Origin of the sequence: Streptosporangium sp. NPDC023825 (genome assembly GCF_040639575.1) — a bacterium.
Classification (GTDB): Bacteria; Actinomycetota; Actinomycetes; order Streptosporangiales; family Streptosporangiaceae; genus Streptosporangium.
On the sequence record NZ_JBFAAE010000026.1, the window covers coordinates 15,257 to 41,998 of the forward strand.

The 26,742-nt window shown below is 73.2% G+C and carries 19 protein-coding genes; 12 read left to right on the forward strand and 7 right to left on the reverse strand.

Features of this window, described 5'->3' with window-relative positions:
- Complete coding sequence (locus AB0G15_RS22715) at nucleotides 1-1,314, forward strand: polysaccharide pyruvyl transferase family protein (protein WP_362842959.1); 1,314 nt, start codon at nucleotides 1-3, stop codon at nucleotides 1,312-1,314.
- Nucleotides 1,311-3,140, forward strand: a complete 1,830-nt coding sequence (locus AB0G15_RS22720; RefSeq protein WP_362842962.1) for a radical SAM protein — start codon at nucleotides 1,311-1,313, stop codon at nucleotides 3,138-3,140. Before AB0G15_RS22715 ends, AB0G15_RS22720 begins: the two co-directional genes overlap by 4 nt.
- Here AB0G15_RS22720 and AB0G15_RS22725 read toward each other — a convergent pair.
- From AB0G15_RS22725 to AB0G15_RS22735, 3 genes are all read right to left on the reverse strand, one after another.
- Entirely contained in the window at nucleotides 3,051-5,939 is a 2,889-nt protein-coding gene (locus tag AB0G15_RS22725; RefSeq protein WP_362842964.1) for a LuxR C-terminal-related transcriptional regulator, read from the reverse strand. The two genes, AB0G15_RS22720 and AB0G15_RS22725, sit on opposite strands and share 90 nt — an antisense overlap.
- A gap of 2 nt (nucleotides 5,940-5,941) precedes the next feature.
- Nucleotides 5,942-6,787, reverse strand: coding sequence for an ABC transporter permease (locus tag AB0G15_RS22730; RefSeq protein WP_362842967.1), 846 nt, complete (start codon nucleotides 6,785-6,787; stop codon nucleotides 5,942-5,944).
- 97 nt (nucleotides 6,788-6,884) lie between these two features.
- Nucleotides 6,885-7,838, reverse strand: coding sequence for an ATP-binding cassette domain-containing protein (locus AB0G15_RS22735; protein ID WP_362842970.1), 954 nt, complete (start codon nucleotides 7,836-7,838; stop codon nucleotides 6,885-6,887).
- 192 nt (nucleotides 7,839-8,030) lie between these two features.
- Between AB0G15_RS22735 and AB0G15_RS22740 the strand changes: the two genes are divergently transcribed.
- The 7 genes from AB0G15_RS22740 (at nucleotide 8,031) to AB0G15_RS22770 (ending at nucleotide 16,720) form a co-directional block, all read left to right on the forward strand.
- Nucleotides 8,031-8,702 (forward strand): iron-containing redox enzyme family protein, encoded by a 672-nt coding sequence (locus tag AB0G15_RS22740; protein ID WP_362842973.1) that lies wholly within the window; start codon nucleotides 8,031-8,033, stop codon nucleotides 8,700-8,702.
- A complete protein-coding gene (locus AB0G15_RS22745; protein WP_362843166.1) occupies nucleotides 8,702-9,958 on the forward strand; it encodes a radical SAM protein in 1,257 nt (418 codons plus the stop codon). Before AB0G15_RS22740 ends, AB0G15_RS22745 begins: the two co-directional genes overlap by 1 nt.
- A complete protein-coding gene (locus tag AB0G15_RS22750) occupies nucleotides 9,948-10,136 on the forward strand; it encodes an aroma-sacti cluster domain-containing protein (RefSeq protein ID WP_362691133.1) in 189 nt (62 codons plus the stop codon). Before AB0G15_RS22745 ends, AB0G15_RS22750 begins: the two co-directional genes overlap by 11 nt.
- Nucleotides 10,137-10,148: 12 nt before the next feature.
- Complete coding sequence (locus AB0G15_RS22755; protein WP_362842976.1) at nucleotides 10,149-13,157, forward strand: adenylate/guanylate cyclase domain-containing protein; 3,009 nt, start codon at nucleotides 10,149-10,151, stop codon at nucleotides 13,155-13,157.
- Nucleotides 13,154-13,981 carry a S8 family serine peptidase gene (locus AB0G15_RS22760; RefSeq protein WP_362842979.1) on the forward strand — a complete coding sequence of 276 codons (828 nt, stop codon included), beginning with the start codon at nucleotides 13,154-13,156 and terminating at the stop codon, nucleotides 13,979-13,981. The genes AB0G15_RS22755 and AB0G15_RS22760 overlap by 4 nt, the downstream gene beginning before the upstream one ends.
- Nucleotides 13,965-14,618, forward strand: coding sequence for a GAF domain-containing protein (locus AB0G15_RS22765; protein WP_362842982.1), 654 nt, complete (start codon nucleotides 13,965-13,967; stop codon nucleotides 14,616-14,618). The genes AB0G15_RS22760 and AB0G15_RS22765 overlap by 17 nt, the downstream gene beginning before the upstream one ends.
- A 128-nt stretch (nucleotides 14,619-14,746) precedes the next feature.
- Nucleotides 14,747-16,720 (forward strand): BTAD domain-containing putative transcriptional regulator, encoded by a 1,974-nt coding sequence (locus tag AB0G15_RS22770; protein ID WP_362842984.1) that lies wholly within the window; start codon nucleotides 14,747-14,749, stop codon nucleotides 16,718-16,720.
- Between the two features lie 374 nt (nucleotides 16,721-17,094).
- Here AB0G15_RS22770 and AB0G15_RS22775 read toward each other — a convergent pair whose 3' ends face one another.
- Together AB0G15_RS22775 and AB0G15_RS22780 are read right to left on the reverse strand one after the other, a co-directional pair.
- Nucleotides 17,095-18,240, reverse strand: a complete 1,146-nt coding sequence (locus tag AB0G15_RS22775) for a helix-turn-helix domain-containing protein (RefSeq protein WP_362842987.1) — start codon at nucleotides 18,238-18,240, stop codon at nucleotides 17,095-17,097.
- A gap of 114 nt (nucleotides 18,241-18,354) precedes the next feature.
- The gene (locus AB0G15_RS22780) at nucleotides 18,355-19,671 is read right to left on the reverse strand and encodes an FAD-binding oxidoreductase (RefSeq protein WP_362842990.1); all 1,317 of its coding nucleotides are present in this window, start codon (nucleotides 19,669-19,671) and stop codon (nucleotides 18,355-18,357) included.
- Between the two features lie 272 nt (nucleotides 19,672-19,943).
- On the opposite strand from AB0G15_RS22780, the gene AB0G15_RS22785 reads away from it, so the two are divergent.
- On the forward strand, nucleotides 19,944-21,452 hold the full coding sequence (locus tag AB0G15_RS22785; protein ID WP_362842993.1) for a glycosyltransferase family 4 protein: 1,509 nt from the start codon (nucleotides 19,944-19,946) through the stop codon (nucleotides 21,450-21,452).
- Between the two features lie 398 nt (nucleotides 21,453-21,850).
- On the opposite strand, the gene AB0G15_RS22790 is transcribed toward AB0G15_RS22785, so the two are convergent.
- Nucleotides 21,851-22,342 (reverse strand): GNAT family N-acetyltransferase, encoded by a 492-nt coding sequence (locus tag AB0G15_RS22790; RefSeq protein WP_362842996.1) that lies wholly within the window; start codon nucleotides 22,340-22,342, stop codon nucleotides 21,851-21,853.
- Between the two features lie 215 nt (nucleotides 22,343-22,557).
- On the opposite strand from AB0G15_RS22790, the gene AB0G15_RS22795 reads away from it, so the two are divergent.
- Nucleotides 22,558-22,764, forward strand: coding sequence for a hypothetical protein (locus AB0G15_RS22795; RefSeq protein WP_362842999.1), 207 nt, complete (start codon nucleotides 22,558-22,560; stop codon nucleotides 22,762-22,764).
- 241 nt (nucleotides 22,765-23,005) lie between these two features.
- Entirely contained in the window at nucleotides 23,006-24,511 is a 1,506-nt protein-coding gene (locus AB0G15_RS22800; protein ID WP_362843169.1) for an ISL3 family transposase, read from the forward strand.
- A gap of 249 nt (nucleotides 24,512-24,760) precedes the next feature.
- On the opposite strand, the gene AB0G15_RS22805 is transcribed toward AB0G15_RS22800, so the two are convergent.
- Nucleotides 24,761-25,783, reverse strand: coding sequence for a cellulose binding domain-containing protein (locus tag AB0G15_RS22805; protein ID WP_362843002.1), 1,023 nt, complete (start codon nucleotides 25,781-25,783; stop codon nucleotides 24,761-24,763).
- Nucleotides 25,784-26,742: the final 959 nt, after the last annotated feature.

The window sequence follows — 26,742 nt, forward strand, 5'->3', positions numbered from 1 at the left end:
GTGTCCCGGCGAATCGCGATCTGGGCGGGCGGCAGCCTGCCCAACGTCGGCGACCGGCTGCTGGCGGCGGTGACCGAGGCCCAGCTGTCACGCCGCCTGCCGGACGCCACCTTCCGGCACTTCTGCCCGTGGAGCACCGGGGCCGGCACCGGGGCCGGCCCCGCGCCGCTCCGGGTGGACCGGGACGGGCGCTGGCCCGGCGCGGGCTCGTTCGACGCCGTCGTGATGGCGGGCGGCCTGTGGAGCGGCCCGCCGTTCCGGCACCCGATCATGCAGGTGTTCTGCCTGGGACCCGACCCGGGGGCGTTCGATCCCGGCGTGTGGGTCGCCTGGCACGGCGTGGGCCTGCAGGACGGCACCCCGGCGCCCGCGCGTGACGACTGGCGCGGCTACCTGGGGGCGGTCCGGGAGCGGATCGACCACCTGACCGTGCGCGGCGAGGCCGCCGCCCGGCGGATGGACGACGCGACCGGCGTGCCGGGCACGGCGGTCGTCCCCGACCCGGCCTTCGCCCTGGAGCCGCTGGAGCCCCGGGCCGCCCGGGGCGCCCGGGGCGGCGGAACCGGGCGGCGCCGCCGTCCGCTGATCGGCGTCGCCGTCGGCGCCCCGGGGGTGACCTCTCAGCTGGTCACCCACCTCGTCGGCCGCGATCTCGCCGCGCGCGGCGCGGCCGACCCGGCATTGTGCGTGCCGCCGGAGCAGGTCATGGCCGAGGCGTCGGAACCCGGGGAGCGCGCCGCGTCTCTGGGATTCGTGACGGAGCTGGGCCTCACCCTGATCGAGCTGGCCGCCTTCGCCGACATCGAGTTCATCACGGTGCCCAACATCTACGGCGACGAGGAGGCCGGCGCCAGGTTCGCCCGGGCGGTGCCGCGCGCCCGCGTCCGGGAGCTCCGCCTCCCCGGCGTCTCCGACGGCGGCGGCGTGTCCGGCGCGTCCACCGGGGCCGGCGAACTCGCCGAGGCCTTCGCCCGCTGCGACCTCGTCCTCGTCTCCCGCTACCACAGCGCGATCCTCGCGCTGCGCGGCGCGACCCCGTTCGTAGCGGTCGACCCCTTCTGGAGCCGCCGCAACGGTACGAGCAAGCTGCACGAGCTCACCGCCGGGCTGGGCATGGCGCACCGCTACTGGACGCACCGCGGCACGCATCCCAGCGAGGACCTCCTCGGGGTCGTGGAGCGCGCGCTGGACGACGACCCGATCGAGGCGGACGCCTACCGGGACACGCACGCGCGGGCGACGGCAGCCTTCGACCGGCTCGCCGAGGGGCTGCGCTCCGCCCGGCCGAGAGTGACACTGGGGAGATCGTCATGACCCTGAAGGCCGTACTCGTCTACTCCAACGACGACGGGTTCTCGCTGGGGGTGGAGCTGATCCGGGCGGCCGTGGCCGACCGGGTCTCCCCGTCGGAGGTCGAGCACCGGGTCTGGTTCCACGAGGACGTGGGCAGCCTGGCCGAGGACTATCTGGGGCACTACAACGCGTTCATGGCGCGGCTGTTCGACTACCGGCCGGACGTGATCTCCTTCTCCGCGTTCGTGTGGAACCACGACGAGTTCACCCGGATGGGGCGCATCGTCAAGCGGCACCTGCCGGACTGCCGCGTCGTCTGGGGCGGCGCCCAGGCCAACTCCCGGCGGATGGCCGCCCACCTGCTGAGCGAGTACCCGTGGCTGGACCTGGTGCTGCGCGGCGAGGCCGAGGAGGCGTACCCGCAGCTGCTGGAGACCCTGGCGCGGGACGGCGACCTGGGCGCGGTGGCGGGCGTCACCCGGCGGGACGGCGGCGAGCCCGTGCACAACGACGACCCGCCCGACGTCGACCTGGGCGCGCTGCCGCTGGTCTTCACCGCCGGCAGGCTCCCCCTGGAGCCGATCCTGCGGCGCAGGCCCGACGCGGTCCTGGCGTACGAGACGGGCCGGGGGTGCCGGCAGAAGTGCAAGTTCTGTCTCTACAGCGCTCCCAAGCTCCGCGCGTTCCCCATGGAGCGGATCGAGCGCGAGCTGGCCTACCTGCTGGACGCCGGCATCCCCTACCTGCGGATGTGCGACGCGCACCTGGGCATCTCACGGCACCGGGCCATGGAGATCTTCGAGATCGTCGCCGAGCACAACCGGGGGACGGTGGTGGACGTCTACCCGGACGTCAAGCACGTCGACCTCGACTACGTGCGGGCGATGAACCGCGCCGGGTGCCGTGTGATCACCCTCGGCATCCAGTCGTCGGACGCCGACACCCTGCAGCTGGCGGCCCGCAGGTTCGACCGGGGGCGGTTCGCCCAGGCCGCCTCCCTCATCCGCCGCCACCACAACCATGCCCTGGCCGCGGACATCATCATCGGCATGCCGGGCGACAACGCGGACAAGGTTCGCGACAGCGTACGGTTCGCCTACGAGAGCGGCGTGGAGAAGGTGCACTTCGCCCCGTTGATGGCCTTCCCCGGGACCGACTTCTTCGAGTACGCGGAGCAGTACGGGATCGAGTTCCTCGACTTCCAGCCGCCGCTCGTCGTCCGGTCGCGTGGTTTCAGCGCCGAGGACTACCAGCGGGCGATGGTCTTCGCCGGGCGGGTCGAGGCGCTGCAGGACGCCGCGCCCACGCTGCTGCGCTGCCTCATCGCGGTCCCGGACTGCGACGTCGTGGCCTGGGCCGAGCGCCTCGACCTGGGCTCGGGTGCCGACCCTGTGCCGCGCGTCGAGGAGGCGGGCCTGCCGCCCGAGGTGAGGAGCCTGCTGCTCGACGGGCTCGCCTGGGACGCCGCGGTCCGCGCCCAGCGGGCGACGACCGCGCAGGACCCGCCGGGGCTCACCGACGACGCGCTCGTCGAGGGCGTCACGCCGGACGCCGTCCACTGGGCGGACCACCCCGTCCACCTGCTGCTGCGCGACTTCACGCTGACCTTCGACGCGCTGGCCCGCGAGCGGCAGGGCTACCTGTTCCCCCGGGGCGGCGCCGTGGGCTACCCGCTGGGCGGGCCGCTGCTTGCGGCCTTCGAGGCGGCGGCCCCGGGGATCACGGTCGGCGAGTGGCGGGACAAGACGCGGGCGGGCTCAGCCACCGAGCTGACCCGTGAGGTGTGTGACTCCGCCTTCAGGATCCTGCACGCCACCGGGGTCGTCACGCTTCGCGGGGAGGATTGAGTCTTGGCCGGGATCCCAGTCGGTGTCCCGGCCGGGGTCTTGGCCGGGGTTCCAGCCGGCGTCCCGGCCGCGCAGGGATCTGGCCCGCGAGTCGTACTCGCGGGCCAGATCCCTGCGCGAGGACAGGCCCAGCTTGGCGAACACGCTGGACAGCTGGGCCTGCACCGTGCGGGGCGACACGAACAGCTTCGCGCCGATCTCGCGGTTGGTCATCCCGCCGGACGCCAGCAGGGCCACCTGGCGCTCGGCCCTGGTCAGGGCAGCCCAGCCGACCCCCTCCCTCCGCGGTCCCCGGCCCCGCCCCGCGTAGGTGACGGCCTGGCCGACGTCCAGCCCGGCGCCTTCCTCCCACAGGGCGGCGAACCCGCCGGCGCCCAGCGCGGCCCGCACCCCGGCCAGGTCCGCCTCGTGCTGCGGCGCCACCGCCGGGGGCCGCGACAGCCCCAGCCGGTCGCGCAGCGACTGGGCCGCGCCGAACAGCCTGGCGGCGTGCTCGTGGCGGCGGTGCCCGGCCGCGAGCCCGGCCATGGCCTCCAGCGAGTCGGCCGTCTGGGCCCGCAGCCCCATGGCGGCTCCGGTCCGCAGCGCCGCGTGGTGCGCGGAGGCGGCACGGGACGGATCGTCGCGCCGGGTGACGCTGCCGAGGGTGAACAGGCACCGCCAGGCGAGCGGACGGTCGTCGGTCTCCCGGGCGCGCGCCATGGCCTCCTCGGCGAAGGTGAGGGCCGCGGAGGCCGCGGAGGCACCGCCGGAGCCCAGGATCGCGGTGCCCAGCCCGGCCAGCCCCATGGCCGCCAGCCGGGCGGCGGTCCGCTCGCCCACCTCGACGACCTCCGAGAACACCTCCCGCGCCGCCTCGTACTCGCCGACGTCGAGCAGCGTCCTGCCGAGCGTGTCGAGGCAGTCCCCGAGCAGCGGCGGTGAGTCCGCGGAGCGGGCGATGCGGACCGCCTCGGCGAGCCGCTCCCTGGCCGGTCCGTAGTGGCCGCGGCAGGCGGCCACCTCCCCCAGCCCCCTGAGCACCGCGGCCCTCCCCCAGACGTCGCCCATCCGGTCGGCGGCGGCCAGACTCTGGCCGAGCGCGCTCTCCGCCTCCGCGTACGCGCCCTGGTAGACGGCCACCTGCGCCAGGGCGAGCAGGCCCATCTCCAGGTTCAGTTCCGAGCCGCGCCTGCGGCCGACGGCGACGCACCGTTCCAGGGCCGCGCGGGCCCCGGCGAGGTCGCCGGAGGCGAGAAGGGCGCGGCCGAGCAGGAAGAGGGGCACGCCGCTCCACGCGTGGCCCATCGGGGCCGTGCCCCGGGCGGCGAGCTCGGTGAGGGTACGGCCCGCCGACGCGGGCTCGCCCATCGTCCGCAGGCCCGCCAGCACCGCCAGCGCCCGCGTCTGCCCGGCCTCGTCCCCCAGCTCGCGGAACATGGCCAGCGCCCGGCGGCAGGCGTCCGTGGCGTCGGCGTACTCGCCCAGGGCGCAGGAGAGCACCGCGCCGCTCAGCTCCGCGGCGGCCAGCACCTCCGCGCGGACCACGCCGCCGCCGGAGACCAGCGAGGCGATCCAGCCGCGCCCCTCGCGCGGGCGGCCCCGCAGGATCCAGTACGTCTCCAGCGCGCTCGCCAGCCGCGCCCCGACCGTCGTCGGTCCTTCGGAGGTGCACCAGCGCAGCACCGCCCGCATGTTGGCGTAGGCGGCCTCGACGCGTTCCAGGTGCGGCGCGGCGGCGCCCGTGGCGAGCGCCTCCGCCGCCCGCTCGGCCAGTGCCGCGTAGTACTCGGCGTGGCGCGCCCGCACCATCTCGGTCTCGTCTCCGGCACGCAGTTCCTGCCGGGCGTAGGCGCGCACGACCCGCAGCAGCCGGTAGCGGGTCACGGCGCCACCGGTGTCGCACTCGACGAGGGACCTGGACACGAGCATGGCCAGCAGGTCGACGACGGCGTCCGGCCCGATGCCCGCGCCCGCGCAGACCCCCTCCACATCGTCGATGACGAACCCGTCCTCGAACACCGCGAGCCTGCGCAGCAGCAGCCGCTCGCCGCCGGGCAGCATCTCGTGGCTCCAGCCGATCGCCGCCTCCAGCGACCTCTGCCTGGGATGGGCGGTGCGGTTCCCTCCGGCCAGCAGCCGGAGCGGGTCGTCGAGCCGCTCGGCGATCTGCGCCGGCGACAGCATGACGGAGCGGGCCGCGGCCAGCTCGACGGCCAGCGGCAGGCCGTCGAGGCGGCGGCAGATCTCCCGCACCGCGTCCGCGGTCTCCGGGGTGGCGGGCCGCCCCTGCGCGGCGGCGCGCTCGGCGAACAGGCGGGCGGACGGCACCGCGTCCAGCGGGGCGAGGCGGCAGGTCACCTCGCCGGGGACGCCCAGCGGCTCCCTGCTCGTGGCCAGCACGCCGAGCCCCGGGTGGGTACCGAGCAGCTCCGGGACGATCACGGCGCACCGGTCGGCGACGCGCTCGCAGGTGTCGAGCACGAGCAGCGAGGGTCCCTCGCCGGGGACGACGCCGAGATCCGCGAGGCCGGGCCATCCGGGACCGCCCCTTACGGGACCGCCCGCGGGGCCGGGGGGAACGGGGGCGGTGGCGGCGGGGCCGTCGAAACCGGCGGCCAGGTCGCGGAACCAGATGCCGCCCGGATAGGCGTCGGCCCAGGCGCGGGTGTACGCGTGTGCCATCCGGGTCTTGCCGACCCCCGGAGCGCCGGTGAGCGTGACCAGCCGCGCCGAACCGAGCAGGTCGCGCAGGCCGGCGAGTTCGGCGTCGCGGCCGACGAGGTCGCCGGACCAGTCCCGGGGCAGGTCGCCGCCCACCGCTAGGCCACCAGACGCCGGGAGAACGACCGCAGCGACAGCGCGCCCGTGACGAGCGTTCCCACGATGAGGACGGCCAGCGTGACCGCCTCGGGCATGTGCGGGACGGCGGGACTCAGCGCGCCGCGCAGCGCCTCGCTCACGTAGACGAGCGGGTTCGCCAGGACGGCCGCCTGCAGCCACGGGATCGCCTCCAGGGCCGCCCAGGGGTAGTACACGCAGCCGAGCATCATGAGCGGGACGATGAAGATCGCGAACAGGGTGCTGAGCTGCTGGGGCGGGAGCAGCGTGCCGATGAGCAGGCCGATGCAGGCCGTGAGGAGGGACGACAGCACCAGGACCGCGACCAGCAGCGGCCAGCGCCCGAAGTCGATGTTCGGGGCCTCGCCCGGCGCGTGCACGAAGAGCACCGCGAGGAAGACGACCACCGCCGCGATCACCCCCTGGATCGCGCCCGCGACGATCTTCTCGACGCCGACGACCCAGACGGGGATCGGGGCCAGCGCCCTGTCGTCGATCTCCTTGGTGTACGAGAGCTCCATGACCAGCGGGGTCGTCACGGCGAAGATGCCCTGCAGCACGATGCCCGAGGCGACCAGGCCGGGGACGAGGATCGTGGCGAACGTCTCCGCGCGCCCGTCCGCGGAGAGCCCCTGGCCCGCCCCGTACCCGATCCGCGGCAGGACCACGGCGAAGACGAAGATGAACAGGACGGGCTGTACCACGGTTCGGGCCATGAAGGAGCGCAGGTCCCGCCGCAGCACCCGCAGGTCGCGGGCGAGCAGCGCGCCGAAGGTGCGCGCGTAGTGGCGTGACGCGGCCGGGGGCGCGATGGTCGATGCCGTCATCGAATCTCCTTGAACGTGGAGACCCCGGGCCTTGGCCCCGGGGCGGAACCGCGGCGCGGTGGCCACGTGGTTCGGAAGGTCCTCCGCGAGGCGGCGGTCAATCCCGGTACTCCCGCCCGGTCAGGGCGAGGAACACGGTTTCGAGGCTGGGCCGGACGACCCGGACGTCGGCCAGCGCCAGCCCGGCGTCCTGGCCCATGCTCACCAGGAGGGCCAGGACGCCCTCCGGGGCCGGGGTGAAGACGCGCAGCCGGTCGTCGGCGACCTCGGCGCCCGTGACGCCCGCCAGCCGCCCGGCCTGCGCGACGATCTTCTCCGGGTCGCCGTCGTAGGTCAGGGTCAGCACGGTCCGCAGGCCGGTGGACGCCTTGAGCTCGGAGAGCGTCCCGCAGGCCAGGACCGCCCCGTGGTCGACGATCGCGACCCTGTCGCAGAGCTCCTCGGCCTCCTCCATGTAGTGGGTCGACAGGACGACCGTCTGTCCCCCGTCGCGGATCTCCCGCAGGATGTCCCAGAGGTTCACCCGGGTCTGGGGGTCCAGGCCCGAGGTGGGCTCGTCGAGGAAGAGGATGTCCGGCCGGTGCATCAGCGCCCGCGCGATCATGATGCGCTGCGCCTGGCCGCCCGACATCTCGGTGACCTTGGACCCGGCGCGGGAGCCCAGGCCGAACCGCTCCAGCAGTTCGGCCGCCCGCCGCCTGGCCTCCCGCGCGGGCAGCCCGGCGTAGCGGCCGCGGAACTCCAGGTTCTCGCCCGCGGTGAGCTGCCGGTCGAGGTTGTTGTACTGGGCCACGACACCGATGCAGCGCTTGACCGCGATGGGGTCGCGCACCACGTCCGCGCCCGCCACCCTGGCCGCGCCGCCCGTCGGGGCGATCCTGGTGGTGAGCATCCCGATCGTCGTCGTCTTTCCCGCCCCGTTGGGCCCGAGAAGGCCGAACAGCTCGCCCCTTCGCACCCGCAGGGTGAGTCCGGCCACCGCCTCGGTCACCCTGGACGAGCTCACGTAGGTCTTGCGCAGTTCGCTGGTCTCGACCGCGACGTCCGCCATGTCCGGCTCCCTCTTCGGCACGTGGCGCCCAGTGTGGGAGCGCCCGGTTAAGGCACGCCTTGACGATGGTTGGAATCCGGTTTGAGACGTCGCGCCACCCCTGTCCGGGATGGGTATCAGGCAGTTCCATACCGGGTTCCAACCGTTTCCCAACCGGCCGAGCCGACACTTCGTTCAGACGACGGGAGCCCGATGACACCCCCCAGCATCACCTTGCGGGCGAAGATCGACCTGACCGGCCACGCGCTCCGCAGCGCGGGGAACTCGCTGTGGCGGGCTCCCGACCCGCGACGGCGCTACCGCGACTACCTGTGCGCGATGCACATGGTCATCAGGGCGTCGGTGCCGCTGCTGCGGGTCGCGGCGGCCAGGTCCGCGGAGCTGGGCGAGACGGAGCTGGCCGGATACCTGGACCGGCACGCGGAGGAGGAGGTCGGCCACGACGACTGGCTGCTGGAGGACCTGGCGCTGATCGACCCCTCCGCGGAGGACGCGCTGCGCGGCACGCCGCCCCCGTCGGTGGCCGGGCTCGTCGGGGCCCAGTACTACTGGGTGCTGCACCACCACCCCGTCGCCCTGCTGGGGTACATCGCGGTGCTCGAGGGCGAGGCCCCCTCCCCCGCGCTGCTGGAACACCTCGAGCGGAGCACGGGACACCCGCGGGCGGCGTTCCGCACGCTGTGGCGGCACGCCGCGCTGGACCCCGGGCACCGTGAGGACCTCGACCGGATGCTCGACGGCCTGCCGGCGGTGCGGGAGCGGCAGGACGCCGTCGGGACCAGCGCCCTGCACACCGTGCGCGCGGCGGCCGAGCTGCTGCGCGAGCTGGCCGGCGAGCCCGCCGAGGTGCTCTCGTGCACCTGATGGACATCCTGGCGCTGCGCCCCGTACCCGCCGCCGCGGTGCTCATGGCGATCACGCGGCGGTGCCCGCTGCGCTGCCGCCACTGCTCCACCGGCTCGCTGCCCGCCTCCGAGGAACACCCCGGGGAGATCTTCCAGCGCTTCGCCGGGACGTTCGCGCCGGGGGACGGGCCCCGGCTGGTCATGCTCACCGGGGGCGAGCCGCTGCTCCGGCCCCGCCTGGCCCGTTCGCTGGCCGAGACCGCCGCCCGCGGCGGTGCCCGCACGATGATCCTGTCGGGCATGTTCTTCGCCCCCCGGGTACCCCCCGCCGCCGGCGAGGCGGTCCGGATCCCTCCCGCGATCGACGCGGCGATCGGCGCGGCCGACCACTTCTCCGCCAGCCTGGACGCCTTCCACGAGGAGGAGGTGCCCCGGGAGAGCGTCTTCGCGGTCATGCGGGCGCTGCTGGCGCGGGGCAAGGACCTCAGCTTCCACGTCACGGGGACCGGGCCGGGCGATCCCTACCTGCGCGACGTCACCGCGGCGATCCGGCGGGAGTTCGGCGACCGGGTGCCGATGCTGGTGGGCCGGGTGGGGCCCGTCGGCCGGGCCCGTACCGCCGCGCTCGCCATACCCTCGCCGCCCTCGCTCCCCGCCGCGACGGGGGGCGAGGCCGTGCCCGGCACGCCGGCCGGGACCGCCTCGCGCGCAGCGCCCGCCGGGGCCGCCGGAGCGGTGACGGCCTCCGAAGCCGGCCCGCCAGAAGCCGGCCCGCCCGCCGGGGCCGCCGGAGCGGTGACGATCTCCGGCTCCGGCCCGCCCGCCGGAGCCGGAGCCGGAGCCGCCGGGAGCGCGCTGCCGTGCGCGATGGCCGCCTGGCCGACCGTCGGGTTCGACGGGACGATCACCGCGTGCTGCAACCAGGACGTCGTCGACCACCGTCCCGTCCCCGGTCACCTGCGCCTGGGACACGCGGGCACCGACGACTGGGGCACGGTCAGGCGGCGCTGCCTGGAGTCCGGTGTGCTGCGCGCCCTGAGAACGTACGGCCCGCTCTGGCTGGCCGGCGCCCCGCCTGGGCGGGGGTACTGCGAGACCTGCCGGAAGCTGGACGTGCCGCCCCCCGCGCCGACGCCCGCCTCCGCCTTCGTGGAGCGGCAGGTCCGCGACCTGCAGCTGGCCGGCGGCGGCACGGGGTTCGCCAGGCGGTACGGATGTCCTCCCTACGACGACCTCGTGTCACTCGGCCACCCTGAGAGGGACCATGACCTTTGACCCTGTTCGAGAACTGGCCCGCGCGGGGATCGACCTCACCCTCGTCAGCCCTGAGCAGCGCGAGGTCGTCCTCGCGCTGAGCGAGGCCGAGGTCGCCCTCCTGGCCTCCATCCACGAGCGGCTGAGGGACAGCGCCCCCGAGGTCGAGGCCCACATCGTCGGCGGACTCCTGTTCTGATCGGGGACGATCATGCGATGCCCTTCCTGCCTGGCCGAGACCCCGGGGCGGCCCCGGTTCTGCCCATCGTGCGGCACGCGCCTCATCGCGCCGTCGGCGGAGGCGCGCAAGATCGTCACGGTGGTCTTCTGCGACCTGGCCGAGTCCACCGCGCTGAGCGAGCTCCTGGACCCCGAGTCGCTCCGCGCGGTCCTGATCCGCTACTTCACGCTCATGCGCGACCAGCTCGCCTGGCACGGCGGCACCGTGGAGAAGTTCATCGGCGACGCCGTCATGGCCGTCTTCGGCGTCCCGGAGCTGCACGAGGACGACGCGCTGCGCGCCGCCCGGGCGGCGGTGGACATGCAGGCGGCGCTCGAACGTCTCAACGACGACCTCGAACGCGACCTGGGGATCCGGCTCAGGGCCCGCATCGGCGTCAACACCGGCGAGGTCGTCACCTCGGGTCCCGGCCACGGCGAGCAGGCGCTCGTCGCGGGCGAGACGGTGAACGCCACCGCCCGGCTCCAGCAGCTCGCCGGGCCGGGGGAGATCCTGCTGGGACCCGAGACGTGGCGCCTGGTCGGCCCCTCCGCGGTGGGCGTCGCGGTCGGGCCCCTGGTGCTGCGCGGCAAGCGGCACCCGGTCACCGCCTGGCGGCTGGACTCGATGCGCTCCGACGACCCGGCGGTGATCCGGCGGTTCGACATCCCGTTCGTCGACAGGCGGGAGCCGCTGCACGAGCTGGACGGCATCCTCGACGGGATCATCAACCGGCGCCACTGCCGCGTCGTGACCCTGCACGGCGAGGCCGGGGTGGGGAAGACCCGGCTGGCGCGGCTGTGGGCCGAGCGCGCGGGGCAGCGGGGCGTCCTCGTCGGTTCCGGCCGCTGCCGCCCGTACGGCGCGGGAGGCACGCTGCTCGGGGTGGCCGACGCGGTGCGCGAGCTGGTGACGGTGGGCACGCCCGACCCCGAGGCCCTGGCCGTGCTCCGCGACGGCCTCCTGAAGGACGGCACTCCCAATCCCTCCCAGCAGGAGACCTCCTGGGCTCTGCGCAGCGTCCTGGAGAGCCTGGGGCGCTCCACGTACGTGCTGATCGTGCTGGACGACGTGCAGTGGGCGGACGGCCCGGTCTTCGACATGCTCGGCGACCTCGCCGAGGAGCTGCGCGACACCGCGATGATGGTGCTGTGCGTGGCCCGCTCCGACCTGTTCGACCGCGTGCCGGACTGGCAGCCCGCCTCCCGGCTGGCCCTGCCCCGGCTCGGGCCGGCCGACTCCCGGCTCCTGGTCTCCGGGCTGGCCGAGGTGACGGCGCACGACGGCGCCCTGCTGGAGCGGATCGCCGAACGCGCCGAGGGCAATCCCCTGTACCTGGAGCAGCTCGTGGCCATGCTCGGCGACGGCGGGGAGCCGCACGGCCTGCCCCTGACCGTGCACGCGCTCATCGCGGCCCGCGTCGACAGGCTCGGGCCCGACGCCAGGGCGATGCTGGAGTGCGCCACCGTGGTCGGCAGGGAGTTCAGCGTCGAGGAACTGAGGGCCGTCTCGGGAGCCGACGAGCCGGGCGAGCTGCTGGAGGAGCTCGGGCGCAAGTCCTTCGTCGAGCACCGCACGGAGGCGACGTTCCGGTTCGCCAGCGGCCTCATCCAGGAGGTCGTGTACGGCGGCATGGCCAAGCGCCGGCGGGCCGAGCTGCACGAGAGGTTCGCCGACTGGCTGGCCGTGGGAGAGGCCGGGGACGAGGCCGTCGGCACACACCTGGAGCGGGCCTACCGGCACCGCGCCGATCTGGGCCCTCCCGACGACCACACCGTGCGGCTGAGCGGCGCGGCCGCGGCCCGGCTGTCGGGGGCGGGCACCCTCGCGCTGCGCAGGAGTGACCTGTCCAGGGCGGAGAAGCTGCTCAGCAGGGGTGCGGAGCTGCTGGGGCCCGCCCATCCCGGCTGGCCGCAGATCAGCGGGCGGGTCGCGGAGACCGCGATCACCCTGGGCGACGTCGAGCGGGGGCGGCTGCTGCTCACCGAGGTGCTGGAACGCGCGACGGGCGACGCGGACGCGCTGGTGGCCGCGCACGCCTCGCTCTACCTGAGCCACTTCGACCCCGCGGGGTCCTTCGAGGTCGCGCGCCAGGCCATCCCGGTCTTCGAGACGGCCGGCGACGACCTGGGGCTGGCCAGGGCCTGGACCATGGTCGCCCAGGAGGCTCAGGGGCGCGGCAGGTTCGCCGAGACGAGGGGGATGCTGCAGCGCGCCCTGGGGTACGCCGTGCGGTCCGGCGCCGAGCTGGAACGCGCGACGATCCTGGGCAACATGGCCGCCTCCCTCTGGCTCGGCCCCGAGCCGGCCCCCGTGGCCATCTCCCGGTGCCGCGACCTGCTGGCCGCGCACGGCAGGGACCGCGGGACCGTGCGTGCCGTCGTCCGCTGCCCGCTGGCGGTCCTGCTGGCCACGCGGGGGAAGTTCGACGAGGCCAGGACCACCCTCGCGGCGGCCGAGCGGTCCTTCGCCGACCTGCGGCACGCGTACGCCGACGCGTTCATGCCGATCTTCTCCGCGGCCGTCGAGTCGCTGGCCGGGCGCTGGGACGTCGCCGGGGACCTGCTGCTCCGGGCGTGTGCCAGGGCGGAGGCGCTCGGCGACGCCCAGCTCCTGGTCACCGCCTCGCGCGATCTGGCCGGCACGCTGCTGCGCCGGGGGGACCTGGCCGGCGCCGAGCGGTGGGCGGGCGCGGCTCTGGAGGGCTCGCCGGGCGACGCGCCGATGAACACGGCCGAGCTGCACGCGATCCGGGCCGAGGTGCTCGCCGCCCGGGGGGCCGGGGACCCCTCCCGCGAGCTCATGGACCTGGCCCTGCGCGAGGCCCGCGGCACCGACTCCCCCACCTGCCGCGCCACCGTCCTGCTCGGCAACGCCCGCGCCCTCGCCCTCCTGGGGGCGTACGAGGAGAGCGGGGCGGCCGCGCGCGGCGCGGCGGCCGAGTTCGCGGCCAAAGGACACCTGGTCGGCAAGGGCTGGGCGTCGGCGGTGCGGCGATGACCGCCCCCCCGGACCTCACGTGGCGGCTCGGCGCCGAGGACGACATCACCATGTCCGCCGCGGGCAACGCCACCGTCACCCCGGAGTGGGCGTGGCAGGACGCCACCGGGCGCGGCGTGCGGGTCTGCGTCGTGGACAGCGGGGTCGACCGCGACCATCCGATGCTCGCCCCGGTGCACGCGACCCACGCCGTGGTGACGGGCCCGGACGGCAAGGCCGTCGTGCGGGAGAGCGACGGCGCCGACAGCTGCGGGCACGGGACGGCGTGCGCCGGGATCATCCGCTCGATCGCGCCCGGGTGCGAGCTGCACAGCGTCCAGGTGCTGGGAGCGGGGTTCTCGGGAACGGGCGACGCCCTGGTCACCGGGCTCCGCTGGGCCATCGAGCAGGAGTTCGACGTGGTGAGCCTGAGCCTGTCGACCAACAGGAGACACCTGGCCGAGCCGCTGCGCGAGCTCGGCGATCTCGCCTACTTCCGGCGGACGGTGCTCGTGGCGTCCGCGCACAACCTGCCGGTGGAGAGCTTCCCCTGGCGGTTCTCGTCGGTGATCTCCGTGGGCAGCCACGCCGAGGACGATCCCGGCCTGATCCTCTACAACCCGCGCCCGCCCGTGGAGTTCTTCGCCCACGGGTCCGACGTGGAGGTGGCCTGGCCCGGCGGCGGGAGCACCCGGTGCACCGGGAACAGCTTCGCGACCCCCCACGTCGCGGCCCGGTGCGCGCTGATCCTGAGCAAGCACCCCGGGCTGACGCCCTTCCAGGTGAAGACCGTCATGTACCTGACCGCTCAGAACGTGAGGAGGCCCGATGACAGGGAACGGTGAGATGGTCGCGGCCATCTCCGCCGCGGTCGCCGGCTCGGAGAGGGAACACCGGCTCCTGCTCCAGTCGATCGTCGACACGGCGCGCGTGATCTTCGGCGCCAAGGCCAGCTCGATCTTCCTGGTGAGCGAGGAGCACGGGGACCTCGTCTTCGAGGCGGTCTCCGGCGAGGGCGAGCAGGTGCTCGTCGGGCGGCGCTTCCCCGCGACGCGGGGCATCGCCGGGTGGGTGCTGAACGCCAGGGACGCGCTGATCGTCGACGACCTCTCGGCGAGCACCGTGTTCGCCCGCGACATCGCCGAGTCGACCGCGTACGTGCCGGGCGGGCTCATGGCGGTGCCGCTCGTCCACGACGACGAGGCGCTGGGGGTCCTGGAGGTCCTGGACCCCCACCCGCAGGCGCGGGCGAGCATCGACGAGCTGGCGCTGCTGACGCTCTTCGCCTCGCAGGCCTCGGCGGCGCTGCGGATCGTGCAGCGCAACCGCTACGCCCGGCGGGTCCTGGACGGCACCGGGGCCGAGTTCGGCGACCTCGTGTCCATCGTCTCCGCGCTGGCGGGCGGGACCGCGGAAAGACGGCAGGCCGGGCTGCGCCTGATCGGCTCGCTTCACGAGCTCCTGGTTGACAACCAGAGCTGACCAATTCAGGCAGGATTCACCCATTTACTAATACTAAAGCGCATATATCATGACAATTCCATGAGGCCGCCTCACGAAACCCGATTATCCTTCCGAAGTCGCCTGACCAGTCAATGGAGAATTCCGCCGTGGGTGCAACCGCAGTGCGCGAGGAGGCAGAGGCGGGAGAAACCACTTTCGCCGTGCTCGGCCCTCTCGAGGCCCGCCGCAACGGCAGTCTGGTTCCGCTCGGGCCCTTCAAGCAACGCGTGCTCCTGTCCCTGCTGCTCTGTCACGCCAACAGGATCGTGCCGGTGGACCAGCTCAGCACGGCGGCGTGGAGCGAGGAGCCGCCCCGGACCGCTCTGAAGAACGTCCAGGTCTACGTGTCCGCGTTGCGCAAGAACGTGCTCGGGACGGCCAACCGCGACCGGTTGGCCTACCGCCCCCCCGGCTACCAGCTGCGGCTCGGTCCGCAGCACCTCGACATCCTGGACTATGAGACCCTGGCGCGCAGGGGCCGTCAGCACCTGCGCGACCGCGAGATCACCAAGGCGGTGGACCTGCTGCACGAGGCGCTGAAACTCTGGCGGGGCGACCCCCTGCCCGACATGGCGCAGGTGCCGCTGATCAGCGACGAGCTCTCGCGGCTGCACAGCGAGCGCATGTCGGTCTACGAGGACTGGGCGGAGGCGCAGCTCATCCTCGGACACCACGCCCATATCATCGACTCCCTGGAGGAGAACGTCCGCAGCCATCCGCTCAGGGAGCGGCTGCGCAGCACGCAGATGATCGCGCTGTTCCGCTGCGGGCGGCAGTCGGAGGCCCTGGCGCAGTACGAGGACATGCGCCAGACGCTGGCCAGGGACCTCGGGTTGCAGCCCAGCCCGGTCCTCGAACGGCTCTACCGGGCGATCCTCGCGGGCGCCCCGTCCCTGGACAGCCCGTCCTCCGACAGGCCGCAGCACCTCGGCACCACGCTGTTCGGCGGCCCGCGGCGCGACGGCGCGGCCGTGCTCAGGGCGCGCTCCTCGACCGGCAACGGCCATGACGTCATCGCCCACCTCAGCCAGCTCCCCCGCGACCTGGCCGACTTCACCGGCCGCCGCGAGACCGTCCAGGACATCCTCGGCGTCTTCCGCGCCCGCCGGCACAGCCCGCCGGTGGTGATCTCCGGTCCGGCGGGAACGGGCAAGACGGCGCTGGCGGTGCACGCCGCCCACCTGCTCCGCGAGCGCTTCCCCGACGGGCAGCTCTTCGTGCGGCTGCGTACCGCGGGCGGCCGGGAGCGCTCGGTTCCCGACGTGCTGGCCGAGATTCTGCGCACCTGCGGCTTCGACGGCGACCCGCCGCGCCGGGCCGGCGAGCGGGTCGCCGCCTGCCGGGCCTGGCTCGCGGAGCGCAGCATCCTGCTCATCCTCGACGAGGCGTCGACCGCCGCGCAGATACGGCCCCTGCTGCCCGGCACCGGCGACAACGGGGTGCTGATCACCGGCAGGAGGCGGCTGAGCGCCCTGGAGTCGGCGCACCACGTGGCGCTGGAGGGCTTCACCCCCGAGGAGGGCGTGGAGCTGCTGCGGCGGACCGCCGGCGCGGAGCGCGTCGACGCCGACCCTGCGGCGGCCCTGAGCGTGGTCGGCACCTGCGGCAGCCTGCCCCTCGCCGTCCGCATCGCCGGAGCGCGGCTGGCCGCCTCCCGGCACGTCCTGCTCCCCCTGTTCGCCGACCGCCTCGCCGACGAGCACTCGCTGCTGGACGAGCTCTCGGTGGACGACCTGTCGATGCGCGCGTGCGCGGCCACCTACGAGCGCGACCTCGGGCCCGACCTGTGGGCCTCGCTGCGGCGCCTGGGCGCGCTGCCGACCGGCGAGTTCACCGTCGACGACCTGGCGGCGCTGATCGGCTCCGACGCCCGGCTCGCCGCGGGCGTCGCCGACAAACTGGTCGAGGCCCACGTCGTCACCGCGGAGTCCCGGCCCTCTCCGGTCTACCTGATCGCCGACTGGTTGCGCCTGTACGCGCGGGAGCGGCTGGAACGGGAGGAGTCCGCGGCTCAGCGCACGGCGGCCGAGAGGCGGTTCCGCAGGGCGCGCGCCCGCACCCGGTCGGGCCAGGCCCGGTGACCGATTCCCGGACTCGATAAAAGCGCACCAAAACAAAAAGGGCCCTTAAAAGGTCTTTCCGTATTTCCCTTAACGGGCCGAGCCTCGGCGATCCACTCCATGGGAAGCCGAAATGCCGGGAGGATCGGGAGAACCGGTAAATGGAGTTTTTCCAGGACCGAAAATTCCGGCACTCCTTTTGCCCGTCTCGCTCACTCCCCCCGTCTCGCTTACTCCACCCGTCTTGCTCACTCCGCCCATCTCGCTCGCTCCGCCCGTCCCGCTTTTCCGGCCCCGGAATCATCGACCGGTGCGGTCGGGCGTCCCCACCGGGCTCCGCCCCCGCCCGCCCGGGGCCTTCCACGGCCTCGGCGCGACGATCCCCGAGGCGGAGATCAGCCGCCGGGCCGCCGCCGGGAGGGTGGTCGCGCCGCGCCGGGCCCCGCTTCGCCGGCGGGGGGACGCAGGCGTACCAGCCGCATGGCCAGGTGAGCCCGGAGCCTGCCCGCGGAGTCGGCGAGGGAGAAGCCGAGGACCTCCTCCGCCCGCGCGATGCGCGCGGCCAGCGAGCTGTGGTGCAGGTGCACGGCGACGGCGGCCCGGCGGACCGTGCCCTCGGCGCACAGCGCGCGCACCGCCTCCAGCGCCTCGGCGCCGTACGGCCGCCGTGCGAGCTCCTCGACGGCTCGCACGTCGGGCAGGGCGGCGATCTCCTCGTCCGGCACGTGGGTGGCGAACAGGGCCAGCGCGCCGAGATCGGCCCAGTCGACCACCCGGTCCGCCGGGTGCGGGCCGGTGAAGCGCAGGGCGGTGCGGGCCGCCGCCCAGGATTCGGCGGCCCCGGCTCCGCGCGTCTGCGGCCCGACGCCGACGCGCCAGGTGTCCGGTGTCCCGGGCGGCTCGCCGGACCCGTCGATGGCCGGGCCGACCAGCAGCGCCACGGTGTCACCCAGCCGGGCGGCGCGGACGTGGCGGTCGGCGACCCGCAGCCGGGCGGCCACGGCGGCCCCGTCGCGGCCCTCCCGGTCGTCGTCGGCGAGCACGGCGAGCACCTGGAGAGGGGCGGCGGGGGCGAAACCGAGCAGCCGCAGGGCGCGTGCCCGCTCGGCCTCGCCGGCGTCGGCCGACAGGACCAGCTCCACCAGGGCGGGGTCGGTGCCGGCCCGGGCCTGGGCGGCGGCCCGCTCCAGGGTGACCTCCGCCGCGCCCGCGAAGCGCTCCAGGACGATCTCGTCGAGGCCGTGTGCCGTCCCCTCGCGTTCCATCCACACGGCGCCGAGCTCCGAGCCGAGCCGGCGGTGGAGCACCGGGCCGGAAGGCTCCTCGCACGGCTCGGGCACCCCGCCGGGAACGACCCGCGTCCGCCTGCCGGTGACCGCGTCGACGAGCCCGACCGGGCACCGCGCCAGGCGCGCGGTGGCCTGGAGCAGCACCGGGACGCCGGCGTGGCTCCGCACCAGCACGTCGAAGTAGGCGATGACGCGGACGGCGCTCTCCGCGTCGGAGTCGAGCGTCGACAGCCGCAGCAGTAGTCCCTGCACGGCTCCACACTAGGTCGCCGCCCGCGCTCCCGGCCAGAACACCGCACATCAGACGGCTCACACCAGCCATGAGACGCCAGAAAGGGCATACCGGGCAGTGGACCGGACGGCCCGTCAGCGTAGCACCGGGTAGTTGGCGCGGATGAGGCCGTGCGGGTCGCGGGAGCGCTTGACGTCGCGCAGCCGGGCCAGCACGTCGCCGGGGAACGCGGCCGCGGCCCGCTCGCCGGGGCTCAGCGAGGTGTAGGGCTTGCGTCCGCTGGTCCGCGGGACCAGCGCGCCGGCGATCCCGTCCTGGCGGTTCCGCACGGCACCGGCGGCCTCGGGCGAGGGCGTGAGGCCGAACATGGCCAGCAGGTACGGCTCTGCCAGGTGCCCGCAGGCTCCGCCGCCCTCGGCCGGGCGGGACAGGGCGCCGCCGAGATGGCGGATCTGCACGCTCAGCAGCGGTTCGATCGGCTCGGCCAGCAGCGTCGCCGCGACCGCGTCGTCCAGGCCGGTCAGCAGTTCCCCCCGGTTCCGTCCGGCCCCGGGGGCGAGGGGCTCGGCGCAGATGGAGCCCAGCTCGGCCACCGGCAGCGGGCCCCTGCTGTCGGAGACCACCCCGTCGATCTTGTCCAGGCGGCGCAGCAGGTCCTGGGCCTCCCCCGTCTCGCCCAGGAACGTCACGTCCACGGCGACCGTGGGCGCCACTCCGGGGAAGTGCAGCAGGTCGAACCAGACGCTCAGCTCCTCGGGGGCCTCGGCGGTGATCTCCCGGAACGCCTGGAGCACGCGCGGGGCTCTATCGGCGGGCCACAGGACGCGCCCCCCGTACAGGTGCGGTGCCGGATGCAGGTCGAACTCGACGGCGGTCACCAGGGCGAAGTCACCTCCTCCGCCGCGCAGCGCCCAGAACAGCTCGGCGTCGGACGCGGCGTCGACCGTGGTCCGCGCGCCGTCGGCGTCGACCACGTCGAAGGCGCGCACGCTGTCGGCGGCGAAGCCGTGGCGGCGGCCGAACCAGCTCAGGCCCCCGCCCAGGGTGTAGCCCACCACGCTGGGCCCCGGGGAACTGCCGGCCAGCCCGGTCAGGCCGTGCGGCCCGGCGGCGGCGAGCACCTCGTTCCACCTCACCCCCGCGCCGACCCTCGCGGTGCGCCGTTCCGGCCGTACGTCCACCCCGCCCAGCCGCCCGGTACGCAGCAGGATCACCCCTTCCACGTCGCCGCTCGCGCCGTGTCCCAGGGGCTGGGCGGTCACGCTCAGCCCGGCCAGGCGGGCCCAGGTGACCAGCGCGGCCACGTCGTCGGCGTCCTCCGCCTCGACCACCGCCAGCACCGGCTGGTCGACCGCCAGGTTCCACGCCCGCCCGGCCCGCTCGAACCCCTCGTCGCCCGCCGCCAGCACCGGCCCCCTGACCGCGCGCCGCAAATCATTCCCGATCGTCATGATCTCTCCCTTTCGCCGTACCCACTCTCGGACGACCGGGCTGGGATCGAGCTGAGGTCGAGCTGGGATCCTGGCAAGGCTCCTCCGCCGCGATGTCATGTCGCGATCCCGCGCCGTGGCGGACGTGCACCTGACCTGGGACCTGCTCGCACTTGGCCATCTTTTGCCACCTTCTCCCGTGTTTCAGCGTCTATAGGGTCAAAGTGGGGGATGCGCCACGGGGACAGGCAGACGCGGAGCCCGGAAGCAGGCGAGAAGGGGACCCCTCACAGGTGCGTGCACTGGCGGGCAAGGGCAAGAAGGTCGTCTACCGGCTGTTCGAAGCCAGGAACCGAAAGCGCGCACGGACCGCGCCACCCCCGTCCACGCACCGGATCAGGATCCTGATCCTGCACGCGTACGGCATGGGCGGCACCATCAGAACGGTCTTCAACCTCGCCGGTTACCTGGCCCCGACCGGGCACGACGTGGAGATCGTCTCCATCCTCAAGGAGGCGGAGGAGCCTTTCTTCCCCGTCGATCCCAGGGTGAGGTTCCGCTTCCTCGACGACAGGCTGGTCCCGCGGACCGGCCTGCGCGGCCGGCTCTCGAGGATGCCGAGCAGGCTCATCCCGCCGCAGGAGGCCGCCTACCACCGCTTCAACGTGTGGACCGACCTGCAGCTGGCCCGATGGATCCGCTCGGTCGACACCGGCGTCGTCATCGCCACCAGGCCCGGGCTCAACCTGGCCCTGGCCCAGCTGGCCGCGCCGGGCGTCATCACCGTCGGCCAGGAACACGTGGCGCTGCGGGGACAGCCGCAGGAGGTGCAGGAGCTCATCAAGCGCCGCTACCGCAAACTCGACGCGCTCGTCACCCTCACCAGGGCCGACATGCGCGACTACCGCGCGACGCTGCGGCGCAAGCCCGGGAAGCTGGCAAGGATCCCCAACGCCGTGCCGCCCATGAACGGCGAGATCTCCAGGCTGGAGAACAAGGTCGTGGTCGCCGTCGGCCGCATGACCAGGCTCAAGGGCTTCCACCGGCTGATCACCGCGTGGGAGACCGTGGCCGCCGCCCATCCCGACTGGACCCTGCGCGTCTTCGGCGCGGGGCCGCAGGAGGACAACCTGCGCGCCCAGGTCGCCGAGGCGGGGCTGCGGGGCAGGGTCGAGCTGCCGGGCCCCACCGCCGACGTCGGCGCCGAGCTGGAGAGGGCATCGGTCTTCGTGCCCAGCTCCCGCCACGAGGGCTTCCCCATGACGATCCTGGAGGCGATGGCCAAGGGGCTGGCGATCGTCAGCTTCAACAGCCCGCACGGCCCCAAGGAGATGATCGCCGACGAGGTCGACGGGCTGCTGGTCAAGCCGCGTACCAACGCCAACCTCGCCGCCGCCCTCATCCGCGTCATCGAGGACGAGGAGCTGCGTCACCGGCTGGCCCGGGGCGCTCTGGCGACCGCCGCCACCTACGACGTGGAGTCCGTCGGCGCCAGGTGGGACGCCCTTCTGGAGGAGCTGCTGGCCCGCCGCGACGGCACCTATGTCAAGCCGGCGCCCGCCGTACCGGCCTCCGCCGAAGAGCCCGAACCCGCGGTGCCGGCCCCCGCGGGAGAGTCCGCACCCGCCGCATCGGCTCCCGCGGCAGGACCGGCATCCGGGGCACCGGCTCCCACGGGAGAGCCGAGGCCCGCGGTGCCGGACTCCGGCGGGGACGAGATCGTCTCGCGCCAGGGCGACAGATCGAGTCCCGGATACCGAAGCGCCATGGCAGCGAGCGTGTCGGGTGTCCAGAAGGCGTGACCGGGCGGCGGGAACCCGAAGAGTTCGAGCCGGCGTCGCGAGGCTCGCTCGACGAATCGGTACCAGGCGGGCTCGTGGCTGCGATCGGCCCAGGCTTGACGCTGACCCCACTCGACACCGGCCGGCCGGTAGTTCAGACGCATGCTGTAACGGGCGCCTCGCGCGGCGGTCAGCGCCGTGCCCCGGTGGAAGGTACCGAGTTGGAAGGCGACGGCGGTCCCCGCCGGCCCTGCGGCCGACACCTCCGCCCCGTAGAGCTCCGGGCTGCCGCCGGTGCGGACGAACCCGTTCTCGCTGCCGGCGGCGCCGTCACGCGGATACCAGTTGGGGCGGGCGGGCGCCCCGGTTTTCCCGGAGCAGGCGGGTGGCCGCCTCGTCCGAGCTCAACCGGACGGCGCTCAACCTGACGGCGTGACCGAGGACCACACACCGAACCACTGCTCGGCGCCGTACTCCTCGAACCGCTCCACCTCGGTGAACCCCAGCTTCGCCGCGAGGCGCATCGATCGATCGTTGGCGGTCTGGGTGCTGAGCACCACCGGCTCGCCGGGAAGCGCGCCGGTGACCCAGTCGAGTGCCGCCGCGCACGCCTCGGCGGCGTACCCGTATCCCCACGCCTCCGGCAGGAACATGTAGCCGAGTTCGGCCTCACCGCCATCCGGACGGACGTGACCCGGACGCTCGGCGTCGCGCCGGACGATCTCGACGATGCCGATCATCTCCCCGTCGAGATCGACCACGAAAAGGCCAGGGCGCCGCCTGGGCACGGCAGGCAACGCACGTTCGAGCTCATCACGCGGCCGAGGGCCACCGACGTAGGTGCCCACCTCGGGCGAGGTGAACAGCTCGATGAGCGCCGCACGGTCCCGGGCCTCGGGCTCACGGAGCACGAGCCGTTCAGTCCTTATGGGGGCAGGCGGCCAGGCGACGGGACCGAGTTCAGCCATGGCTGGCAACCTACCGCACGCCCGTGAGGGCGATCCGAAAGAGAAGGCCTGGCCGGATTGGGTGACCCGCGTCCTCAACGGAGACCAGGACATCCGACACCGAGGCGCGGGGACAGGGTACCGGCGTGTTGCCGAGCGCCTCGCCGTCTCCCCGAACTGTGCCGAGCCTCACCGGGCACGGTTTCCACCCCGGCGACGACGGACCGGACCTGCCGTTCGCGTACGTCTCCGGCCGCAGCCACTTCACGGTCTCCTACTACGGCGCCAACGTGTATCCGGAGAACATCGGTTCAGGCAACCATTCTTTCGAGATCGGTGATTGGCGCGAGGATCGCCAGGACTGCATGGCAGGAGCGAGTCTCTAGTCCCGACCTGGGGAAAAACAGATCTGCAAGCTAGAGGTCTCTGGCCGTGGGGAGATGGCCAACGGTTTCCGATCTTGAACCGCGACAACTATCTCTACAGGGTCAAGGCAGTCCGCCTACGGCGGGGACTGTAGAAAAAACGGCTCTGTCCCGTAATCGGCTCTGTCTCGTAATCGGTGGTAGTCGTGCGTCACCGGTGCCAGGCTGGAGTGTGCTGGAGATCGACGCTCTTGCGGGTGTGGTGTTTTCGGGGTTGTCTGCCCTGGTCATCGAGGGTGTGGTGGACGAGGGCGATCTGATTCGGGTGGTGGCGCGGACTCGGGACGATCCCGTGCTGTGTCCGGTGCGCGCGACGCCGACCGGCCGGGTGCATGGGTTTTGCGGCCGGATGGTCACAGACCTTCCCGTGGACGGCCGGCGGGTGGTGGTGTCGGTGCGGATGCGGCGGATGGCCTGCCCGGTGTGGAGTTGCTCGCGGCGGACGTTCCGGGAGCAGGTGCCCGGGCTGCTGGAGCGCTACCAGCGCCGGACGAACCGACTCGCCGACCAGTTGGGCGCGGTGGTCAGAGAGCTCGCGGGCAGGGCGAGTGTCGGGTTGTCCCGGGCCCTGGGCGTGCAGGTAGCGCGGTCGACCGCGTTGCGGCTGCTCAGGCGGCTGCCGCTGCCCGCGGTTGGAGTGCCGCGGGTGCTGGGCGTCGATGACTTCGCGTTGAGACGCCGCCACCGGTACGCCACGATCCTCATCGACGCCGAGACCGGGACGCGGATCGACGTGTTGCCCGGTCGCGGCGCCGAGGCGCTGGAGGTGTGGCTGCGTGCTCATCCCGGCGTGGAGATCGTCTGCCGGGACGGTTCCCTCGCCTATGGTGAGGCCGTCCGCCGGGCACTGCCCGACGCGGTGCAGGTCAGCGACAGGTGGCACCTGTGGCGCAACGTGTGCGACACGACCCTGGCCGAGGTCTGCTCCCATACCTCCTGCTGGGCGGCGGTCGACCCGCCCCGTCCCGGGGGCGTCCGCGAGCGAACCACCCGCGAGCGCCGGCATCAGGTTCACGACCTCCTCGGCAATGGGGTTGGCCTGCTGGAATGCGCCCGCCGACTCGACGTGTCCCTGAACACCGTCAAACGCTACGCCCGCAGGAGCGAGCCCGAAAGGGCCCGCCGTGCTCCGCGCTACCGACAGACCCTCGTCAACCCCTACCGCGACCACCTGCGCGCCCGCCGCGCTGAGGATCCGGCCGTCCCGGTGATGCGGCTGTTTCATGAGATCAGGGAACTCGGCTACACCGGCAACCTCAACCTCCTCTACCGCTACCTCACCCAGGGCCGAGCCGACGGCGACCGGCCCGTCATCACGGCCCGCCATCTGACCCGGCTCTTGCTCACAGACCCCAACCGGCTATGCGACAAGGACGCTGACCTGCTGCGGGATCTCACCGCCGCATGCCCCGAGCTGGCCGCACTCGCCCGCCTCGTCCACGCCTTCGCTGAACTGCTCACCCCTGCCGTCGGAAACGACACCCAGCTCACCGCGTGGATCAGCGCCGCACGCGCTGCCGACCTACCTCACCTGCACGGTTTCGCCAACGGAATGGAGCTCGACCGCGCAGCCGTCGATGCCGCTCTCACCCTGCCCCACCACAACGGCCGGACCGAGGGCGTCAACACCCGCACGAAAAGGATCATGAGACAGATGCACGGCCGCGCCGGATTCGACCTCCTTCGCCACCGCATCCTCCTCCCGTGACCATTACCCAGCGCTACCACCGATTACGGGACAGAGCCGTTTGATTGACAGACCCATGAAGGTCCTTCAGTCTGGCTGAACTCACGGCAGACGTGTCGGTAAGAATCGTGTCACCAGGCCCAAACGAGCACGTTCGCCCAGCTCAGCCGGGCTGAGTTCATAGAACAGAACGTAGATTCTTGCCGTTACCAATTGGTAGGCCGGGAGATCCAGCTCTGGGCAGACCCCGGGGCTCGTACGGAGGACGGGTCAGCTCGACGGGGTGGGGGTGCAGGTGGCGGTGGGCGGGGTGGCGGTGCCGCTCGAGGTGGCCAGGAAGCCGAACGTGGTGGACCCGCTGGGGGCCAGCGATCCGTTGTAGCTCTCGTTGGTGATCGTGTACGGCCCGGCGGTGCTGTCGGTGCGGGCGCCCCAGATCTGCGTGATCCGCTGACCGTCGGGGAAGGTGAGTGTCACCGTCCACCCGGTGGTTCCGGTGGTGCCGGTGTTGGTCACGGTCACCTTTCCCTGAGATCCGCCGGACCAGCTGCCGATCTGGTTGTACACCGCCGTGCAGGTCGGTGGGGGTTCCGGGCAGGCCGGGGCGGCGGCGGTGACCGGCGAGGTGAAGGCAGAGGTGTTCCCGGCCGCGTCACGGGCCCGGACCTGGTAGCGGAAGATCCCCACACCGGACTGCGTGAAGGACGTGGTCGTCGAGGCGCCCACGGAGACGAACGTGCCGCCGGTGGTGCCGGACGCGCGCCAGATCTCGTAGCCGGTGACGCCCACGTTGTCCGTCGACGCGGTCCAGCTCAGCGTCACCGAGCCGCAGGTGGCGCTCGCCGTCGGCGTACCCGGTGTGGTGGGCGCCTGCGTGTCCGGCGGCAGGGTCGGGCACGGCGGCGGCACGATGCTGACCGGCTCGGTGAAGGCGGAGGTGTTGCCGGCCGTGTCGCGTGCTCGCACCTTGAACTGCAACAGCCCGGTGATGGGCTGGGTGAAGGAGGTGGTCGTGGTCGTGCCGGCCGAGGTGAACGCGCCGCCGTTGGTCGCGCGGTAGACGTCGTAGCCGGCGACGCCCACGTTGTCGGTGGAGGCGGTCCAGCTCAGCGTCACCGTGTAGGGAGAGCAGCTGACCGTGGTCCTCAGCCCGGTCGGGACCGTCGGTGGGGTGGTGTCGCCGAGCGGCATGATCCTTACGGGGGCCGTCGCGGACAGCGCGGGCGTGGAGACCACGAGCCCGGCCAAGGCGGCGAGCGCCACAAGGACGGTGCGGACAAGTCGCCGTTGCATGGTGGCTCCCTGACGGCCGGGAGGTGGGGGCGGCGGCCGGTCGGCTCGTCCCACACCGATCAATGCGGTGTGCAGACGGTAGACGGCTACGCCGCGCCGTGTCGACACTGCGACCAGGCGGGCGGCGAAGTATGAGGTCGCCGCTGAAAGTTTCACCCGTCGCGGCACGCGCCCGTCCGATCACCGCGGTGGGCGCGTCAGAATCGAGTGCCGCGATCACGTCGTGCATCGTCGTTCAGGGAGGTCAGCACGTGATGGGGCGCTAGCGGGAGTACTAGGTCTAGCAGGGCCGGGTGCTAGAGACCGGCCGGGTGCTAGAGCCTGTGAAGTCTTTCGGCAACGTGCTCCAGGGCGTGGGGCGGCGGCCTGATCCGGTCGGCGGGAGCGCGCCCGGCGGCGCCGGCCGGGACCGACCCGAAGGGGCGCAGCCCGGACCGGCTGGCCGCAGGGGCCGCCGCCTCTTGACCCCTATAAAAACAATTCGGCAATTTGGGGTGCCGTTAAGAAACGCGTCACCAGCCACAAATGGCAACATCTCCGCTGGTCAAGCAAGGCGTCTTCCGTAAGGGCATCGACTCACAGAGACCGCCGTGACTCTCAGATGCAAGCCGCAGACCTGCGTCTTCTCGCCCGTTTGGGCCTGGTGACGCGTTTCTTAACGGCACGTCTGCCGTGAGTTCAGCCAGACTGAAGGACCTTCATCGAGAACACGCGTCGGTTCGGTTGATGAGGTCCGAAAACGCGGAGAGTTCGGTCAAGATCTCCGAGCATGACAGTCTAATTCGGGGGCGGCCGGAGTACGCCGGAAACACACCGCGCTCCATCCCCTTGCCGCTGCGAGATCGTCCACGTCCACGGACGATCTCGCGCGTCTGCACGGCGGCTGCGGTCGTCCGTGGACGCCTCCTATGTCTAGATCACCAGCTCGTACTCGCCGGAGAGACGGAGGGGGCACTGGC

Coding starts and splice junctions, on each gene's coding strand:
- AB0G15_RS22760 (WP_362842979.1), top strand. CDS start 13,154: ATGACCGCCCCCCCGGACCTCACGTGGCGGCTCGGCGCCGAGGACGAC.
- AB0G15_RS22740 (WP_362842973.1), top strand. CDS start 8,031: ATGACACCCCCCAGCATCACCTTGCGGGCGAAGATCGACCTGACCGGC.
- AB0G15_RS22765 (WP_362842982.1), top strand. CDS start 13,965: ATGACAGGGAACGGTGAGATGGTCGCGGCCATCTCCGCCGCGGTCGCC.
- AB0G15_RS22750 (WP_362691133.1), top strand. CDS start 9,948: ATGACCTTTGACCCTGTTCGAGAACTGGCCCGCGCGGGGATCGACCTC.
- AB0G15_RS22755 (WP_362842976.1), top strand. CDS start 10,149: ATGCGATGCCCTTCCTGCCTGGCCGAGACCCCGGGGCGGCCCCGGTTC.
- AB0G15_RS22730 (WP_362842967.1), bottom strand. CDS start 6,787: ATGACGGCATCGACCATCGCGCCCCCGGCCGCGTCACGCCACTACGCG.
- AB0G15_RS22735 (WP_362842970.1), bottom strand. CDS start 7,838: ATGGCGGACGTCGCGGTCGAGACCAGCGAACTGCGCAAGACCTACGTG.
- AB0G15_RS22780 (WP_362842990.1), bottom strand. CDS start 19,671: ATGACGATCGGGAATGATTTGCGGCGCGCGGTCAGGGGGCCGGTGCTG.
- AB0G15_RS22745 (WP_362843166.1), top strand. CDS start 8,702: ATGGACATCCTGGCGCTGCGCCCCGTACCCGCCGCCGCGGTGCTCATG.
- AB0G15_RS22720 (WP_362842962.1), top strand. CDS start 1,311: ATGACCCTGAAGGCCGTACTCGTCTACTCCAACGACGACGGGTTCTCG.
- AB0G15_RS22805 (WP_362843002.1), bottom strand. CDS start 25,783: ATGCAACGGCGACTTGTCCGCACCGTCCTTGTGGCGCTCGCCGCCTTG.